Genomic DNA, 18429 nt, shown 5'->3' on the forward strand with positions numbered 1-18429 from the left:
ACGAGACTGCCGCCGGTGACATGGCCCGGCCCGCGGCCGCGGCCGAGCGCGCGCGAGCGGTCGAGCGCGCTCGCCGCCAGCGCGGCGTGGCGCATCCCGGACCGCGTCCGAGTGGACGGCGAGATGATCTGGGTCCCCGTCATTGATCCGCGTCAGCCTGGCCGCGGCGAAGGGAACGCCCCGCCCCGCTCACCCGTATCCTCATCCTCAGTCACCCGCGGGAGAACGCATCCATGGCGCTCAGCCCGCGCCTGTCCGGCCAGGTCGCCGCGCGCGCGCATCACTCGCCCGCCGCCAAGCTGCTGCGCAAGGTCGAACCCTTCTTCGCGATCGGCCAGGTCTCGGGCGGGCCGCTGCTGATCGCCTCGCTGGTCGCGCTCGTCGCGATCAACTCGCCGTGGAGCGCGGATTTCGCGCGGTTGTGGGATCGGCCGCTGCGGGTCAGCTACGGCAGCTGGGCGATCGAGCGATCGGTCGCCGAATGGGTCAACGATGCGTTGATGCCGTTGTTCTTCCTGATCATCGGCACCGAGGTGAAACGCGAGTTCGTCAAAGGGGCGCTGAGCTCCTGGCAGACCGCGGTGTTCCCGGTCGCGGGCGCGATCGGCGGACTGGTGGTGCCGGTCGCGCTCTACCTCGCCTTCAACTATGCCACCCCGACCCAGCACGGCTGGGGCGTGGTGGCGGCGATGGACACCGCTTTCAGCCTCGCCATCGTCGCGATGTTCACCACCCGGCTGCCGCCCGCGGTGCGCGCCGTGCTGCTCGCCTTCGCCGCGATCGACGACGTGTTCGGGCTGCTCGTCATCGCGGTGGCCTACACCAGCGCGCTCCACGCCCATTTCCTGCTGCTCGCCGCGGCGGGCTATGGCGCCATGGTCGTGCTGCTGCGGCTGCGCTGGGTGGCGCCGATCCTCTACGTCGCCTGCGGGCTGGTGGTGTGGGTCGGCGTGCTCGGCTCGGGCGTCCACCCGACGATCGCGGGGGTCGCGATCGGGCTGCTGCTACCCACCAGCTCGCGCCTGTCCGAGAAGCGCTTCGTCGAGCGCGTGCAGCAGCCGGTCGACGAGCTCAAGGCGGCGCAGCGCGCGGCCGACCAGGCGCGCGACGAGGGGGAGGCCGAGCAGCATCGCGGGGAGGCGCAGCAGTCGCTCGGCTATCTCCACGAGATGGCCGCCGCCACCGACGAGGCGGCGGAGCGGCTGGTGCGCATCCTCACGCCCTGGGTGTCGTATATCGTGCTGCCGCTGTTCGCGCTGTCGAACGTGCGGATCCACTTCTCGCGCGAGCTGATCGGCGGCGCGCTCCACTCGCCGCTCGCGCTCGGCATCGTCGTCGGGCTCGCGCTGGGCAAGCCGATCGGCTTCCTCGGCGCGACGTGGCTGGCGACCCGGATAGGACAGGCGCGGCCGCCCGAGGGGGTGACCTGGCGGATGGTGCTCGGCATCGGCGCGGTGGCGGGGATCGGCTTCACCATCTCGCTGTTCATCGCCGAGCTCGCCTTCGCCGACGCCGGGCTGACCGAGATGGCCGCGCTGGCGGTGCTGGCGGCGTCGCTGGTGTCGGGGCTGTTCGGCTATGGCGTGCTGTGGCGTGCCGCCGCGACCGCCGCGGCGGCGGAACCTGACGCTTGATCGCTTCCCGTCCGTTTCGGCTGACCCGGCCGCGCCCAAGCCGCGGAGGGTTCAGGGGCGTCGCCCCGACGTGGGAGAGGCGTCAGGCCGCCTCCTCGTACGGCACCCCGGCCGCGGCAGCGAGCAGCCGCTTCTCCAGCGCGCGCAGCCGCGCCCCCGGGGCCAGCTTGTCGCCGGTGAGATCGGTCAGGTAGAAGACGTCGACCGCGCGCTCGCCATAGGTGGCGACATGCGCCGAGTGGATCGTCACCTTCGACAGGAACAGCGCGTGCGCCAGCTGGTTGAGCAGCGCCGGCCGATCCCGCGCCGCCACCTCCACGACGGTGAAACGGTTGGAGGCCTTGTTGTCGACCAGCACGTTGGGCTCGATGCGGAAGGCGTCGGCGCGCGCGCGCGGCAGCGGCTTGGCGCGCAGCCGGTCGGTCAGCTTGCCGCGCCCCGCCAGCGCGTCCTCGATCGCGGTCTTGAGCCGCTCGAGCTGCCCCGCCTCGTCGAAGGGGCGGCCGAGCGGGTCCTGCACCAGGAAGTTGTCGAGCGCCATGCCGTCGCGCGTGGTGTGGATGCGCGCGTCGATGATGTTGCCGCCGGCGACGTGGATCGCGCCGGCGATGCGGCTGAACAGCCCGGGATGGTCGGCGGCATAGACCGTCACCAGCGTCGCACCGCGCTCGGGATAGACCTGCGCGTCGATCGACAGCGGCGCGTCGCCCGCGCGCGCGACGAAGGCGGCGTTGTGCGCGAGCACGTCGCCGGGCTCGGCGATCCAATAGGCCTCGGGCAGGCGGTGCGCATAGGCGGCCAGATCGACCTCGCTCCACGCCATCGCCGCGCGCAGCCCGTCCTGCTTGGCGAGCAGCCGCTCGCCGCGGCCCTTCTGCTTGTGGCCGAGCCGCAGCACCTCCTCAGCGCGATCGTAGAGGTCGCCGAGCAGCTGGCCCTTCCAGCCGTTCCACGTCCCCGGCCCCACCGCCCTGATGTCGACCACGGTGAGCACCAGCAGCAGCCGCAGCCGCTCGGGGCTCTGCACCACCTCGGTGAAGTCCAGGATCGTCTTGAAGTCGGTGAGGTCGCGCCGGAAGGCGGTGGCGCTCATCAGCAGGTGGTGGCGTACCAGCCAGGCGACCGTCTCGGTCTCCGCCGGGCTGAGGCCGAAGCGCGGCCCGAGCCGCTCCGCCACCTCGGCACCCAGGATCGAGTGATCGCCGCCGCGCCCCTTGGCGATGTCGTGGAGGAACACCGCGACGTAGAGCACGCGGCGCGACACGATCTGCTCGATCACCGCGCTGGGCAGCGGGTGTTCCTCGGCGAGCTGGCCGTGCTCGAGCCGGCTGAGCAGGCCCAGCGCGCGGATGGTGTGCTCGTCGACCGTGTAGTGATGGTACATGTCGAACTGCATCTGCGCGACGACGCGGGCGAAGTCGGGCACGAACTGGCCCAGCACGCCGGCCTCGTTCATCCAGCGCAGCGCCAGCTCGGGGTCGGCGTCGCCGGCGAGCAGCTCCAGGAACAGCGCGTTGGCACGCGAGTCGCGGCGCACCGTCGCGGCCAGCTTGGCGTCGCGCGTGGCGGCGCGCATCGCCAGCGGGTGGACCTCCTTGCCCTGCTGCGCGGCGAGCGCGAACAGCTCGACCAGCCGCACCGGATCGGCGCGGAGGAAGTCGTCGTCGGGCAGCGCGATCCGGCCACCCTCCACGGTGAAGCCGTTGAGCTTGCGCGGGGCGCGACGCAGCCGCGGCAGACCATAGCGGCGGCGCGGCGCGAACCGTTCCTCCAGATGCGCGAGGAACAGTCCGGTGAGCGAGCCCACCGCCTTGGCCTGGAGGAAGTAGAATTGCATGAAGCGCTCGACCGCGGGCTTGCCCGGACGTGCGGCGTAGCGCATCCGCTCGGCGATCTCGCGCTGATAGTCGAAGGTCAGCCGGTCCTCGGCGCGGCCCGCTATCAGGTGGAGATGGCAGCGCACCGCCCACAGGAAATTGTCGGCGCGATGGAAGGCGCGATACTCGACGCGGGTGAACAGGCCGATGTCGACCAGCTCGGCGGCGCGCTGGACGTCATACACATATTTGCCGATCCAGAAGAGCGCGTGCAGGTCGCGCAGCCCGCCCTTGCCTTCCTTGACGTTGGGCTCGACGACGTAGCGCGTGTCGCCCATGCGGACGTGGCGCGCGTTGCGTTCGGCCAGCTTGTCGGCGATGAACTGGCGCTCGGTGCCGCGCCGCACGTCCTCGTTGAAGCGCTTCGCCGCCTCGGCGTACAGCGCCTCGTCGCCCCAGACGTAGCGGCCCTCCAGCAGTGCGGTGCGGACCGTCACGTCGGCCTTGGCCTGGCGCACCATCTCGTCGAGCGAGCGGCTGGAATGGCCGATCTTCAGCCCCAGGTCCCACAGGGTGTAGAGCATCGACTCGATCACCTGCTCGGCCCAGGGCGTCTGCCTGCCGGGCGTGAGGAAGCCGATGTCGACGTCGGAGAAAGGCGCCATCTCGCCGCGGCCGTAGCCCCCCACCGCGATCAGCAGCAGCCGCTCGCCCGCGGTCGGGTTGTGGACCGGGTAGAGCCGCTGCGTCGTCACCTCGGCGAGAACGATCAGCAGCTGGTCGACCAGATAGGCCTGGGCGTTGGCGGCCTCGAGCCCGCGCGACGGCGTCGCGGCGAGGCGTCGCGCGATCTCGGCGCGGCCGGCATCGAGCGCCTCGCGAAGCAGCTGGCTCAGCCCGCGCCGCAGCGTCGCGGGGTCGTCGCCGGGAAGCGCCGCGGCGGCCTCGGCGAGCGCGCGGCGGCTGACGATCGCGCGGCGGTGGGGAAGATGGTCGAAACGCCCGGTCATGCGCGCTCCCATAAGACCCGGAGGTGAGCGAGTCGCCCCCCGTCTCGCCTCGCCGGATGGCGCGCGGCTCTCGCACTCCCGCCAGCCTTGTCCCGGCTTGGTCCGGGATGACGGGGGAGGCCGCGAATGGTCGAGCCACGCCCGACCCGAGATTGCCCACAAGCGCCTTCAATCCCGCGCCGTCCCGCTCTACCATCCGCCGCATGGCAGCACAGAGCGAGCACGCGCGACTGGCGCAGGCGGGATATGCGGCGTTGCAGCGCGGCGATGCGGCCACGGCGCGCGACGCGTTCGAGGGCGTCGCGGCGGCAGGCGTGGCGACACCGCAGCTGTGGTTGCTGCTCGCCCAGGCGCGCGCGGGCACCGGCGCGGAGCGCACCGCGGTGGCCGCCGCGCTCGATCGCGTGCTCGCGGCCGAGCCGCGCCACCGCCAGGCGCTGGTGCTGCGCGGCGACTATGCCGAGGACGATCGCGCCGCCTGCTCCTTCTACGCACTGGCGCTGTCGGGCGCGCCCGAGGCCGAGCGCGCGCAGCCGCTGCTCCGCGCCGCGCAGGAGCGGCTCGCGGCGGCGTCGCGGCGGTTCGCCGATCACCTGCGCGCACAGGTCGCCGCCGCCGACGCGGGGCCGCGCTTCGCCGAGGCGGTGGCGCTGGTGACGGGCGAGAAGCAGCTGTACCTGCAGCAGCCGACGAGCTTCTTCTTCCCCGGCCTGCCGCACCGTCAGTTCTTCGACGCGGACGAGTTCGACTGGGCGCCCGCGCTCGTCGACGCCGCGCCCGCGATCCGCGCCGAGCTGGAGGCGCTGATCGCAAGCGGCAGCGGCTCGGCGCCCTACGTCCAGGCCGATCCGACGCGCGCCAGCCGCGGCCACGCGCTGCTCGACGACCCGCGCTGGAGCGCCTTCCACCTCCTCGAGAACGGCGTGCCCCACGCCGATAACGCGCCGCGCTGCCCCGCGACGCTCGCCGCGCTGGCCGGCGCGCCGCTGCCGCGGATCGCGGGACGTTCGCCGATGGCGCTGTTCTCGGTGCTGCGGCCGCACACCCACATCCCCGCGCACAACGGGATGCTCAACACGCGACTGATCGTCCACCTGCCGCTGATCGTACCCGAGCGCTGCCGCCTGCGCGTCGGCAACGAGGAGCGCGCGGTGCGCGCGGGCGAGCTGATGATCTTCGACGATTCGATCGAGCACGAGGCGTGGAACGACAGCGACGAGCCCCGCGTGGTGCTGCTGTTCGAGGTGTGGCGCCCGGAGCTCACCGCGGCGGAGCGTGCCGGGCTGACGACGCTGTTCGGCGCTGTCGGTCTGTACCAGGGCGGGCAGTAGCACGATCGCTGGCCTGTCGACCCGCTCGCCTGGCAGGAGCGCGCGGCGACGAGCGGCTGACCCGAAAGGAGAAGAACCGCAACGGCGCGACCGCTTCCCCTAGGTGCACCCGCCCTATAAGCCTGGGGGCGGGGACTATCGGGGGGCACGTCGGGATGCGACGCACAGCGTTCGTGGCAGCATTGTTGGTGGGCGTCGCGTTCGCGCCGCGGGCGAATGCGGGCGAGCGTCCGCTCTATGAGGGCGCCCCGTCATGGGTGTTAGCCGCACCCGCGATCGACGCCGCCACGCTGACCGAGGGCTCGCCGGTTCTGCTCCGGCTCGACAATCAGCAGCGGCTGGAGGGCGGGCGCGTATGGAGCTACTTCGACACCGCGACCCGTGCGGCCTCGCCGCAGCAGCTCGCCGAGATCGGCAACATCAAGCTGGCATGGCAGCCCTCGCAGGGCGATCTGATCGTCCACGCCGTGGAGATCATCCGCGGGTCGCAGCACATTGATCTGATCAAGCGTGGCTCTCCCTTCACCGTCCTGCGCCGCGAGACCGAGCTCGACCAGCGCATGATGGACGGCTCGCTGACGGCGACGCTCGCCGCGGAGGGCTTGGCGGTCGGCGACGTGCTCCGCGTCGCCTTCTCGGTGACTCACGCCGATCCGACGCTCAAGGGCGATGTCCAGACGGCGGCACCGCTGCTCGCCGAGCCCGTGTCGATCGGCTTCGGGCGGGTGCGACTGAGCTGGCCGGAGACCAGCGAGATCCGCTGGAAGTCCTATGCCGCCGGGGTCGAGGCCAAGCCGGTGACCGCCGGCGGCTATCGCACGCTCGACATCGCGCTACCGCTCGCCAAGCAGCCCGAGCTGCCCGACGATGCGCCCGCGCGCTTCCGCAAGCTGCCGCTGCTCGAGGCCACGTCCTTCGCCGACTGGGCCGCCGTGTCGAGGGCGATGGCACCGCTCTACGCCACCGACGGCCTGATCGCCGCCGGCTCGCCGCTCGCCGCCGAGGTGCGCCAGATCGAGCGCGCGAAGCCCTCGCCGCTCGAGCGCGCGGCGCTGGCGGTGCAGCTGGTGCAGGACAAGATCAGCTACCTGTCGCTGGGGATGGATACGGGCAACTACATCCCGCAGACCCCGGCGCAGACCTGGGAGCGCCGCTACGGCGACTGCAAGGCCAAGACGCTGCTGCTGCTCGCGCTGCTGCGCGCGTTGCAGATCGAGGCGGAGCCCGTCGCGGCGAACCTGCAGATGGGCGACATGGCGTCCGAGCGGCTGCCGAGCCTCGGCGCCTTCGATCACGTGCTGGTGCGAGCGACGATCGACGGCAAGTCGCTCTGGCTGGACGGCACCGCCGCGGGCACGCGGCTCGCCGATCTCGGAGACACGCCCCGGCTCGGATCGGTGCTGCCGCTGCGTCCCACGGGAGCAGCGCTGATGCCCGTGGTACTCCACGCCGACGCGCGTCCCGACCTGACGATCGCGGTGGATCTGGACGATCGCGGCGCACTCGACACCCCGACCATCGTGAAGGCCGCGATCACGCTGCGGGGGCGTCTCGCCGAACAGGTCGGGACCGCCGCGGCACAGGCGAGCCAGACCCAGCGCGCCGAGATGGTGAAGCGGCTGCTGGGGCAACAGGTCGGCAACGGCAATTACATCGATCCGACGATCCGCTACGACCCGGCCGAGGGCATCGCCGTGGTCAGCGCGACCGGCATCGCCTCGACACGCTGGACCCGGCGCGACGGCCGCTATCGGCTGGTGCTGGACGCCGCGGTCGGGAAGCTCGACTTCACGCCCGATCGCGCGCGCGCCGCGTGGCAGTCCATCCCCGTGGCGCTGTCGGGTCCCGCCAGCATCGTCTATCGGACGACCCTGCACCTCCCCGACGGCGGCAAGGGCTTCGCGGTCGACGGCGACCGCACCTTACCGGAAACCTTGGCCGGCACGAGGCTGAAGCGCTCGCTGGTCATGAGCGGTGACACGATGACGATTGAGGACCGCATCGATCAGGTCGGCGGCGAGATCGAGGTGGCGCAGATCCCCGCGTTCCGAGCCGCGGTGGCGCAGGCGCGAAGCCGCCTCCTCACCGTGCTCGCGCCGACCGGTCCGGCGGGCACGCGGGCCTATTACGAGAGCGCGCGCAAGGCGGGGGCGCTGGCGCCGACCGACGCCATGTTCGCGCGCGTCGTCGCGGACGATCCGAAGGACGCGGACGCTCTCACCTGGCGCGCCCGCTATCGATCGGCGACCGGCGACCGCGCCGGCGCCATCGCGGACTATGGCAGCGCGATCGCGATCGAGCCGGGGACGGGGCGTTACCTCTCGCGCGCCGCGCTCTATGCCGCGCTCGGCGACGAGACCCGCCAGCACGCCGATCTCGACGCCGCCTACAAGCTCGACCCCGAGGCGGACGAGGTGTTGAGCGCGCTGGCGAACTACCGGGCGAATCACGGCGACGGTGCCGGTGCCGTCGCCATGCTCGACCAACGGATCGAGCGGGCGGGCAGCAAGGATCGCTATGGCTGGATCGTCTCCAAGGCCAGTGTCATGGCGGATGCCGGCCAGCGCGATGCCGCGCTGGCGCTGCTGGACACGGTGATCGCCGAACGTCCGGGCAACGCCGACCTGCTCAACATGCGCTGCTGGCTGCGTGGTACCGGCAACGTCGCGCTGGAAGCGGGTCTCAAGGACTGCACCAAGGCGATCGAGCTGGCCGACAATCCCGATGCCGCGCTCGATAGCCGGGCGATGATCTACTACCGGATGAACCGCTTCGAGGACGCGCTCGCCGACGTGAGCGCGGCGCTGACCGACTCGCCGGACCTCGCCGCGAGCCTGTACATGCGCGGCGTGCTGCTCGGTCGGCTGGGTCGGAAGGGCGAGAGCGAGGCCGCGCTGGCCAACGCGCGGCTGGTCTACCCGCAGATCGACCGCGACTATCGCCGCTACGGCATCGCGCCCTGACGTGAGGCGCCGATGAGCGCGCGACCGCGGGCGCCTCACCCCTCGCGGGCCAGCGCCTTCAGCCGGTACAGGGTGTCGAGCGCCTCGCGCGGGGTCAGCGCGTCGACGTCGAGCGCCTCCACCTCGGCGCGGATAGCGTCGCACTGCGCCTCCTCCGCCTGCGCCGCGGCGGCGAACAGCGGCAGGTCGTCCAGCCCCGCCGCCAACCCGCCGGTCCGGGCGCGCCCCGCCTCCAGCTTGGCCAGCACCGCCTTGGCGCGCTGCACCGTCGCGGGCGGCATCCCCGCCAGCCGCGCCACCGCCAGCCCGTAGCTGCGGTCCGCCGGCCCGTCGGCGACCTCGTGGAGCAGCACCAGCTCGCCCTTCCACTCGCGCGCGCGGACATGGTGGAGCGACAGCGACTCGCAGCGCTCGGCCAGCCGCGTGAGCTCGTGATAATGCGTGGCGAAGAGGCAGCGGCAGCGATTGTCCTCGTGGATCGCCTCCACCACCGCCCAGGCGATCGCCAGCCCGTCATAGGTGCTGGTGCCGCGCCCGACCTCGTCGAGGATGACGAGGCTGCGCTCGGTCGCCTGCGCCAGGATCGCCGCGGTCTCGACCATCTCGACCATGAAGGTGGAGCGCCCGCGCGCGAGATTGTCCGAGGCGCCGACGCGGCTGAACAGCCGGTCGACCAGCCCGAGCCGCGCCGAGGCGGCGGGGACATAGGCGCCCGCCTGCGCCAGCACCGCGACCAGCGCGTTCTGGCGCAGGAACGTCGACTTGCCGCCCATGTTAGGGCCAGTGACGAGCCACAGCCGCGCCGCCTCGCCGCCGAGCGCGCAGTCGTTGGCGACGAAGCGGTCGCCGCTTCGCGCCAGCGCGGCCTCGACCACCGGGTGTCGACCCTCGCGGACGTCGAAGCACGCCTCCTCGGCGAAACTCGGCCGCGCCCAGGCGCCCTCCGCCGCGCGCTCGGCCAAGCCAGCGGCGACGTCGAGCCGGGCGAGCGCGTCGGCGGTCGCGGCGATCGCCTCGCGGCCGGCAAGCGCGGTGGCGGTGAGCTCCTCCAGGTGCGCCGCCTCCGCCGCCAGCGCGTGCGCGCCGGCCTGGGTGACGCTGGCGGCGACCTCGTGGAGCTCGGGCGCGTTGAAGCGGACCACGCCCGCGAGCGTCTGGCGGTGCGTGAAGCCCGAGTCGGCGCGCATCAGCGGGTCGGCGGCGCGCGCGGGCACCTCGATATGATAGCCGAGCACACCGTTGTGGCGGATCTTGAGCGCGGCGATCTTCGTCCGCTCGCGGAAGCGCGCCTCCAGCGCGGCGATGGCGCGGCGCCCACCGCTGCCGGTCTCGCGCAGCGCGTCCAGCGCGGCGTCGTAGCCCGCGGCGATATAGCCGCCGTCGCTCGCCTCGATCGGCGGCGCGGGGACGAGCGCGCGCTTGAGCAGATCGATCAGCGCGCCGTGGCCACGCAGCCGCGGTGCCAGCTCGCGTAGCAGCGCGGGCGCGGGCTCCAGCGCGCCGAGCCGCTCGCCGATCGTCCAGGCGCCGTCGAGCCCGTCGCGGAGCTGGCCGAGGTCGCGCGGGCTGCCGCGCCGCGCCGCCAGCCGCCCGAGTGCACGGCCGATGTCGGGCAAGGCGCGCAGGGCGGCGCGCACGCGCTCGCGTAGGCCGACGTCGTCGTGGAGGAGCTGGACGAGGTCGAGACGCGCCTCGATCGCCTCGCGTGCCATCAGCGGCGCGCCGAGGTCGGCGGCGAGCAACCGTGCGCCCGCGCCCGTGACGGTGCGGTCGACCGCGTCGAGCAGGCTGCCCTTGCGCTGGCCCGCGGCGGTGCAGGTCAGCTCGAGGCTCTCGCGCGTGGCGGCGTCGATCGCCATCGCGTCACGCGCGGCGGCGAGCACCGGCGGGCGCAGGAACGGCAGCTGGCCCTTGGCGGTATGATCGAGATAGGCGACCAGCCCGCCCGCCGCGGCCAGCGCGGCGCGGCCGAACTGGCCGAAGCCGTCGAGGGTCGCCACCCCGAACAGCCGCCTGAGCCGCGCCTCGCCCGCGCCGCTGTCGAACTCGCCGCGGGGGCGCCGCACCGTGGCGGGGGCATCGCTCTCCTCGGCGGCGATCACCTCGGCGGCGCCGAGCCGCGCCAGCTCGGCGGCCAGACCGGCGCGGTCGCAGGCGATCACCTCGAAGCGCCCGGTCGAGACGTCCGCGGCGGCGAGCGCCACCTCGCCCCCGGCATCGCCCACCGCGACGCACCAGTTGGCGGCGCGCGAGTCGAGCAGCGTCTCCTCGGTCAGCGTGCCGGCGGTGACGACGCGGACGATCGCGCGATCGACCAGCGCCTTGGAGCCGCGTGCCTTGCGCGCCGCCTCGGGCGTCTCGGTCTGCTCGGCGATGGCGACGCGGTGCCCCGCCCTGATGAGGCGCTGGAGATAAGCGGTCGCGGCGTGGACGGGCACGCCGCACATCGGGATCTTCTCGCCCGCATGCTCGCCGCGCGAGGTGAGCGCGATGTCGAGCACCTGCGCGGCGACGCGCGCGTCGTCGAAGAACAACTCGAAGAAATCGCCCATGCGGTAGAACAGCAGGCAGTCCGCCGCCTCCGCCTTGAGCGCGAGATATTGCGCCATCATCGGCGTGGGGGCGGTCATGCGGTCTGATCCGGGAGGCGGGCGCGGTGACGGGTCGGACGCACGAAGACCCGCGGCCCGTTCATCTCATCGCGCAGGATAGAGGGAGGCACGGTCGTCATCTCGCGACGACCATCGGCACCCGGCCGGGGGCGCGGGAAAGCCCGCAGGCTCGCTCCGCGGGCGATCAGCCGTTCAGCGACCCGCCGCGCGGCCTGATCCTCATGAGGAGCGGTGAAGTGGAAGAAGCGGTCGAGATCATCGAGCACCGCATTGCGCCAGATATTCCTAGCCATCCGAGGCAGCGAGCCACTCTCCGAACGCCTGGCGCCGCGGCATGCCCCAGCTCGCGCGCCACAAGGCGACGACACGCTGCTCGACGCCGTCCGCATAGCGGGCGCGAGCGCGCGCGATCGCCTGCGGCAGCAGCTCGTCGACACTCTGGTCATCGGTCACGGCGGGACTCGTCATCTGTCGGAACATAGCCACGCGGTCTTCCCTCTGCCAGTCGGCTGCGAGCGGCTGGCGTCAGCTTGGACGTCGTGCACCGTGGCGGACGGACAGGACATAGACCATGTCGCCGGCGACGTCATACCGCAGTAGATAGGGCGGCACCGTCGCCAGCTCTCGTGAGCCGTCGCGCATGGGTCGCCCTCGTTTCGGAAAGTCGCTTAGGCTGTCCGCCACGCGGTGAAGGCGCTGTTTCAGGCGCTCAGCCGCGGCGCGGTCGAACAGCTCGATATAGGCGACGATCTGATCGACCTCAGCCAGCGCAGCCGCCGACCGGATGACCTCAGCCATCCCGCTGCGCGAGCCACTCCCTGAACGTGGTACGCCCCGGCTTGCCCCAGGTCTCCATCCACTCGGCGACGATCGCGTGGGGGTAGACGCGCCCGGCCGCGACGTCGGCGCGAGCGCGCGCGATCGACGCTGCCTCCGCGAGCTCATCATCGTGGTCGAAGATGCCGTGCTCGCGCGCCATGCGCCCTCCCTACACTCCCTGACCCGACACCACCACCGCCGCTTTGACCGCAAACGGCGGGATGCGCCCCCTCCCCGCTCCCGCTACACCGCTCGCATGCTCTACCGCACCACCATGGACTCGCCCGTCGGCACGCTCACCCTGGTCGCCAGCGACGAGGGACTCGTCGCCGTCCTGTGGCCCGACGACGCGCCCGGCCGCGTCCGCCTCGCCGCGACCGAGGACCGCCCCGACCATCCCGTGCTCGCCGGCGCGGTGACCCAGATCGGCGAGTATTTCGCCGGCGAGCGCCGCGCCTTCGACCTGCCGCTGGCGCCCAGCGGCAGCGCCTTCCAGCGCGCGGTCTGGGCCGCGCTCGCCGCCATCCCGCACGGCGAGACGCGCAGCTACGGCGAGATCGCCCGCTCGATCGGCCGCCCCACCGCCAGCCGCGCGGTCGGCGCCGCCAACGCGCGCAACCCGCTCTCGATCGTGGTGCCGTGCCACCGCGTCATCGGCAGCTCGGGCACGCTCACCGGCTTCGCCGGCGGGCTCGCCGCCAAGCAACATCTGCTCACGCACGAGCGACGCTAGCGAAGGTTCCCAAAGCCCCCGGCCTTCCCTAGAGGAAGGCCATGACCGACGATCGCACCGCCACCGAGACGCGCCACGACCAGTTCTCCGAGCGCGAGGCCCTGCTGTTCCACTCGGAGGGGCGCCCCGGCAAGATCGAGATCGTCGCGTCCAAACCGATGGCGACGCAGCGCGACCTGGCGCTGGCCTATTCCCCCGGGGTCGCCGTGCCGGTGCAGGCGATCGCCGACGATCCCGCCACCGCCTATGATTACACCGCCAAGGGCAACCTGGTCGCGGTGATCTCGAACGGCACCGCCATCCTCGGCATGGGCAATCTCGGCGCGCTCGCCTCCAAGCCGGTGATGGAGGGCAAGGCGGTGCTCTTCAAGCGCTTCGCCGACGTCGACTCGATCGACATCGAGCTGAAGACCGAGGACGTCAACCGCTTCATCGACGCGGTCGAGCTGATGGAGCCGAGCTTCGGCGGCATCAACCTCGAGGACATCAAGGCGCCCGAGTGTTTCATCATCGAGCAGACGCTGCGCGAGCGGATGAACATCCCCGTCTTCCACGACGACCAGCACGGCACCGCGATCATCTGCGCCGCCGGTCTGATCAACGCCTGCCTGCTCACCGGTCGCCAGCTGTCCTCGGTCAAGGTCGTCGTCAACGGCGCGGGCGCGGCCGCGATCGCCTGCACCGAGCTGATCAAGGCGATGGGCGTGCGCGCCGACAACGTGCTGATCTGCGATCGCACCGGCGTGATCTACCAGGGTCGCGACGACGTGAACCAGTGGCAGTCCGCGCACGCCGCCAACACCGACCGGCGCACCCTCACCGAGGCGCTGCACGGCGCCGACGTGTTCCTCGGCCTCTCCGCCGCGGGCGCGCTCAAGCCCGAGATGGTGAAGGACATGGCGCCCGCGCCGATCATCTTCGCCATGGCCAACCCCGAGCCGGAGATCCGCCCCGAGCTCGCCAAGGCGGCGCGCCCCGACGCCATCGTCGCCACCGGCCGGTCGGACTATCCGAACCAGGTCAACAACGTGCTGGGCTTCCCCTTCATCTTCCGCGGCGCGCTGGACGTCCGCGCCACCGGCATCAACGACGAGATGAAGATCGCCGCCGCCAACGCCATCGCCGAGCTGGCGCGCGATCGCGTGCCCGAGGAGGTCGCGGTCGCCTATGGCACGCGCCACACCTTCGGACCGGAGTATATCATCCCCGCGCCGTTCGACCCGCGGCTGATGGAGATGGTGTCGGTCGCGGTCGCGCAGGCGGCGATGGACTCGGGCGTCGCCACCAAGCCGATCACCGACATGAACGCCTATCGCGACACGCTGCGCGCGCGGCTCAACCCCACCACCGCGGTGCTGAGCCTCGCCTACGAGGGCGCCAAGGCCAACCCCAAGCGCGTGCTCTTCGCCGAGGGCGAGGAAGAGGTGGTGCTGCGCGCCGCCATCGCCTTCAAGGAGGGCGGCTACGGCATCCCCGTGCTGGTCGGGCGCGAGGACGTGTACGACAATCTGCGCGCGCTCGGGATCGACAACCCCGAGGAGTACGAGCTGCACAACAGCCGCGTCTCGCCGCTGGTGCCCAAGATGGTCGACTTCCTCTACCAGCGGCTCCAGCGCCGCGGCTTCCTGCGCCGCGAGGTGGAGCGGATGATCAACCAGGACCGCAACATCTTCGGCGCGGTGCTGCTCCAGCTCGGCGAGGCCGACGCGATGATCACCGGCGTCACCCGCCCCTGGGCGCAGTCGATGCGCGAGATCAAGCGCGTGATCGACCCGGCGCCGGGCCGCACCGCCTTCGGCATCCACGTGCTGGTGGGCCAGTCGCACACCGTCTTCATCGCCGACACGACGGTGAACGAGCGCCCCAACGCCGAGGAGCTCGCCGACATCGCCGAGCAGACCGCGACCGTGGCGCGGCAGATGGGGCACGAGCCGCGCGTCGCCTTCCTGAGCTATTCCACCTTCGGCAACCCGACCGGCCAGTGGCTCGACAATATCCGCGAGGCGGTGAACGTGCTCGACCAGCGCCAGGTCGGCTTCGAGTATGAGGGCGAGATGGCGCCCGACGTCGCGCTCAACCCGAAGCAGCTGGCCAACTATCCCTTCGCGCGGCTGTCGGGGCCGGCCAACATCCTCGTCATGCCCGGGCTGCAGTCGGCCAACATCTCGGCCAAGCTGCTGCGCGAGCTGGGCGGCGACGACATGATCGGGCCGATGCTGGTGGGCATGGAGAAGCCCGTGCAGATCGCGCCGATGACCTCCACCGCGAGCGAGCTGGTGACGCTGGCGGTGCTCGCCGCGGGCGGCATCGCGCGCTGAGGCGCGGCGCCGGCGCGCGGGTCGCGCCGGCGGTGGCGGTGGCGACGCGGGCGCGGGCTGAGCCCGCTGTCCGCGGGCCGCTGCGCCACCTCGGTTCGAGCCGCCGTGCCATGGCGTGACCGCGCTTCGCCCCAGGTGGCCCACCGTATGCGCCGCGTCGCCCCACGTCGCTCCAACATGACTCAACATTCGCCCGCGGTCGGCCGGCGCCGCTCCAACGTGACTCAACATTCGCGTCGCCCGGTCGTCGCCGCGGCACGGGCGTCAAGCGCTTGGAGTCACTTCCTTTCGCCCGCGTGGCCCTCGCGGCAGCCTTCGGCGAATGTTGCGAATGTTGAGTCGCTGGCGCGTTCGCGGCGACGCGCGCGGCGATCGTCATGGTACCGGGCACCGGCGCACGCGCCGGCGATGAGACAGAGCGTCCACGCTCCTGCCACATCGCGCGCAGCGTAGGACAGTCGCCGCCACCGATCAGACTGTGCTCGTGAGACGTCCGCTCCAGCGTGTTCCTGCGCGCGCAGGAGCGCGGGGCCACGCACGTCGCGCCCGAGCCCAGGGGCAAGCGTCGAGGCGCTACCGCGCGCCTGGCGCCTCCGCGGCAGTCCAGAACCTCGACAGGTGCGAGAGGTATCGCCGCGAGAGGCGGCCGGCACGCTCACGGCAGCAGCAGCGACGCGTCCCCATACGAGTAGAAGCGATACTCTCGCGCGATCGCGTGCGCGTAGGCCGCCTGCATCCGCTCCAGCCCGATCAGCGCCGAGACCAGCATGAACAGGGTCGAGCGCGGCAGGTGGAAGTTGGTCATCAGCCCGTCGACGCCGCGGAAGCGATAGCCCGGCGTGATGAAGATCGCGGTGTCGCCCTCGAACGGCCGCACCTGCCCGTCCTTCCCCGCGGCGCTCTCGATCAGCCGCAGCGAGGTGGTGCCCACCGCGATCACGCGCCCGCCGCGCGCGCGCACCGCGTTGAGCCGGTCGGCGGTGGCCTGGTCGATCCGCCCCCATTCGGCGTGCATGCGGTGGTCGGCGGTGTCCTCCGCCTTGACCGGCAGGAACGTGCCCGCGCCGACGTGGAGCGTCAGCGTCGCATGCTCCACCCCCGCCGCGGCGAGCCGCTCGAGCAGCGCGGGCGTGAAGTGCAGCGCCGCGGTCGGCGCCGCGACCGCGCCGGGCGCGGCGGCGAAGATCGTCTGGTAATCCTCGGCGTCGCGCGCGTCGGCGGCGCGCCGGCCCGCGATATAGGGCGGCAGCGGCATCCGCCCGGCGCGCTCGAGCAGCAGCTCGACCGGCGCGTCGCCGGCGAAGTCGAGCGCCCAGCTGCCGTCGTCCGCGCGGTCGCGCGCGGTGGCGCTCACGCCCGCGCCGAAGTCGATCGCGTCGCCGTCGCGGAGCCGCCGGGCGTTGCGCACGAAGGCGCGCCAGCGGCGCGGCCCCTCGCGCTTGTGCAGCGTCGCGCCGATCCGCGCCGCGCCGCGCGTGCCCTCGAGCTGCGCGGGGATCACGCGCGTGTCGTTGAACACCAACAGGTCGCCCGCGCGCAGCAGCTCGGGCAGGTCGGCCACGACGCGGTCGTCGAGCCCGTCGCCGCGCACCGCGAGCAGCCGCGCGGCGTCGCGCGGGCTCGCCGGGCGCAGCGCGATCCGCTCGGGCGGCAGGTCGAAGTCGAAGAGGTCGACGTTCATCGGCGTCGCGCGCGCCGGCTCAGCGGCGGCGCGGCGCCGGCCTGGGGCGGGACGCCGGGGCAGTGGTCGCCGCCCCCGCCGCCGTCCCCGGCAGCGTCGGCGTGGTGCCCGGCAGTGTCGGCAGCGTGGCCGGCGCGGCGGCGGGCAGCGGCTGATAGGCCGGCGGGTTGTCCGAGGCGATATAGGCGTGGACGATCCGCGACGGGTTGGCCGGCGGCTCGCCGCGCTCGATCGCGTCGACGTAGTTCATCCCCGATGTGACGCGGCCGAACACGGTGTACTTCTTGTCGAGCGAGAAGCGCGGCTGGAAGATGATGTAGAACTGGCTGTTCGCACTATCCTCCTTCTCCGCGCGCGCGGCCGCGACCGATCCGCGCACGTGCGGCAGATAGTTGAACTCGGCGGGCAGGTCCGGCAGCTGGCTGCCGCCGGTGCCGTCACCCTTGGGATCGCCGCCCTGCGCCATGAAGCCGTCGATCACGCGGTGGAACACGAGGCCGTCATAGAAATGCTGGCGGGTGAGCTGCTTGATCCGCTCGACCATCTTGGGCGCGACGTCCGGGCGCAGCGCGATCTCGACGCGGCCGCCGGTGGAGAGGTCGAGCAGCCAGATGTTGGTCTTGTCGCCCAGCGGCGGCGGCGCGAGCCGCTCCTGCGCCGCGGCGGGGGCGGCGGTGAGCACGGCGGCGGCGAAGAGGGCGGACAGGAGGGCGGACGGGCGCATCGGTGCTTTCGGGTCTGTCGGGAGGGAGTCAGCGGCGGCGTCTAGACCAGATTCACGCTTGCGCCAAACTGAATGGCGGAGGCGGTGCGGTGCGGCCACGCCTGCACGAGGCGATCCCATCGTCATCCCCACTTCCATCATCCCGGACTTGGTCCGGCATCCATCTCTCCGCATATCGCGCGGCCGGTGAGTTTGCGGAACGGTGGATCCCGGACCGAGTCCGGGATGACGGGAGAAGAGAGCGGGATGGCGGGAGAGTCAGGCAGCGTGACGCCGCCTCTCACCCGCCGCGCCGCCCCACCAGCGCCACGCGGTCGACCACCTCCCGGCACACCGCGGCGGTGACGAACTTGCGGATGTCGCCGCCGAACAAAGCGATCTCCTTGACCAGCTTGGAGGCGATCGGCTGCAGCCCGACGTCGGCCATCAGGAAGACGGTCTCGATCCGGTCGTTGAGCTGCTGATTCATCCCCGCCATCTGATACTCATATTCGAAGTCGGCGACCGCGCGCAGCCCGCGCACGATCATCGTCGCGCCCTCGCGCTCGGCGAAGTCCATCAGCAGCGAGTCGAACTCCACCACGTGGATCTCGCCGCCGATCGCGGCGACCTCGCGCTGCACCATCGCCATCCGCTCGGCGACGCTGAACATCGGCGACTTGCTGGGATTGGTGGTGACGCCGATCACCAGCCGGTCGACCAGCTTGGCGCCGCGGCGGATGATGTCCATGTGGCCGAGCGTCACGGGATCGAACGTCCCCGGGTAGACGCCGACGCGCGCGCCCAC

Annotated in this window: 14 protein-coding genes; 5 read left to right on the forward strand and 9 right to left on the reverse strand. The window is 72.2% G+C overall.

The window, feature by feature from the left end:
- The first annotated feature begins 233 nt into the window (after positions 1–233).
- A complete protein-coding gene (nhaA, locus tag KZ813_RS09635) occupies positions 234–1634 on the forward strand; it encodes a Na+/H+ antiporter NhaA (protein WP_219754765.1) in 1401 nt (466 codons plus the stop codon).
- Positions 1635–1716: 82 nt separating this feature from the next.
- Here nhaA and KZ813_RS09640 read toward each other — a convergent pair whose 3' ends face one another.
- Positions 1717–4461 carry a [protein-PII] uridylyltransferase gene (locus KZ813_RS09640; RefSeq protein ID WP_219754766.1) on the reverse strand — a complete coding sequence of 915 codons (2745 nt, stop codon included), beginning with the start codon at positions 4459–4461 and terminating at the stop codon, positions 1717–1719.
- A 203-nt stretch (positions 4462–4664) separates the two neighbouring features.
- On the opposite strand from KZ813_RS09640, the gene KZ813_RS09645 reads away from it, so the two are divergent.
- Together KZ813_RS09645 and KZ813_RS09650 are read left to right on the forward strand one after the other, a co-directional pair.
- Complete coding sequence (locus KZ813_RS09645) at positions 4665–5792, forward strand: aspartyl/asparaginyl beta-hydroxylase domain-containing protein (protein ID WP_219754767.1); 1128 nt, start codon at positions 4665–4667, stop codon at positions 5790–5792.
- Positions 5793–6049: 257 nt separating this feature from the next.
- Positions 6050–8755: a DUF3857 domain-containing protein gene (locus KZ813_RS09650; protein WP_308461848.1), complete on the forward strand. Its 2706-nt coding sequence runs from the start codon at positions 6050–6052 to the stop codon at positions 8753–8755.
- A 35-nt stretch (positions 8756–8790) separates the two neighbouring features.
- On the opposite strand, the gene mutS is transcribed toward KZ813_RS09650, so the two are convergent.
- From mutS to KZ813_RS09675, 5 genes are read right to left on the reverse strand one after another with little or no spacing between them, the layout of a single operon-like run.
- On the reverse strand, positions 8791–11367 hold the full coding sequence (gene mutS, locus KZ813_RS09655; RefSeq protein ID WP_219754869.1) for a DNA mismatch repair protein MutS: 2577 nt from the start codon (positions 11365–11367) through the stop codon (positions 8791–8793).
- 14 nt (positions 11368–11381) lie between these two features.
- A complete protein-coding gene (locus KZ813_RS09660) occupies positions 11382–11633 on the reverse strand; it encodes a hypothetical protein (protein ID WP_219754769.1) in 252 nt (83 codons plus the stop codon).
- Between the two features lie 19 nt (positions 11634–11652).
- Positions 11653–11835, reverse strand: coding sequence for a hypothetical protein (locus KZ813_RS09665; protein WP_219754770.1), 183 nt, complete (start codon positions 11833–11835; stop codon positions 11653–11655).
- Positions 11836–11892: 57 nt separating this feature from the next.
- Positions 11893–12165 (reverse strand): type II toxin-antitoxin system RelE/ParE family toxin, encoded by a 273-nt coding sequence (locus KZ813_RS09670; RefSeq protein WP_219754771.1) that lies wholly within the window; start codon positions 12163–12165, stop codon positions 11893–11895.
- The gene (locus KZ813_RS09675) at positions 12158–12346 is read right to left on the reverse strand and encodes a hypothetical protein (RefSeq protein ID WP_219754772.1); all 189 of its coding nucleotides are present in this window, start codon (positions 12344–12346) and stop codon (positions 12158–12160) included. Before KZ813_RS09675 ends, KZ813_RS09670 begins: the two co-directional genes overlap by 8 nt.
- 96 nt (positions 12347–12442) lie before the next feature.
- Between KZ813_RS09675 and KZ813_RS09680 the strand changes: the two genes are divergently transcribed.
- A complete protein-coding gene (locus KZ813_RS09680; protein WP_219754773.1) occupies positions 12443–12919 on the forward strand; it encodes a methylated-DNA--[protein]-cysteine S-methyltransferase in 477 nt (158 codons plus the stop codon).
- A gap of 41 nt (positions 12920–12960) precedes the next feature.
- Positions 12961–15237: an NADP-dependent malic enzyme gene (locus KZ813_RS09685; protein ID WP_219754774.1), complete on the forward strand. Its 2277-nt coding sequence runs from the start codon at positions 12961–12963 to the stop codon at positions 15235–15237.
- Between the two features lie 655 nt (positions 15238–15892).
- Here the strand turns inward: KZ813_RS09685 and queA are convergent.
- From queA to coaD, 3 genes are all read right to left on the reverse strand, one after another.
- Positions 15893–16918, reverse strand: coding sequence for a tRNA preQ1(34) S-adenosylmethionine ribosyltransferase-isomerase QueA (gene queA, locus KZ813_RS09690; RefSeq protein ID WP_219754775.1), 1026 nt, complete (start codon positions 16916–16918; stop codon positions 15893–15895).
- A gap of 19 nt (positions 16919–16937) precedes the next feature.
- Positions 16938–17642: a peptidylprolyl isomerase gene (locus KZ813_RS09695; RefSeq protein ID WP_219754776.1), complete on the reverse strand. Its 705-nt coding sequence runs from the start codon at positions 17640–17642 to the stop codon at positions 16938–16940.
- Positions 17643–17922: 280 nt separating this feature from the next.
- Complete coding sequence (gene coaD / locus KZ813_RS09700; RefSeq protein ID WP_219754777.1) at positions 17923–18429, reverse strand: pantetheine-phosphate adenylyltransferase; 507 nt, start codon at positions 18427–18429, stop codon at positions 17923–17925.

It is taken from the genome of Sphingomonas folli, assembly GCF_019429525.1.
Lineage (GTDB): Bacteria > Pseudomonadota > Alphaproteobacteria > Sphingomonadales > Sphingomonadaceae > Sphingomonas > Sphingomonas folii.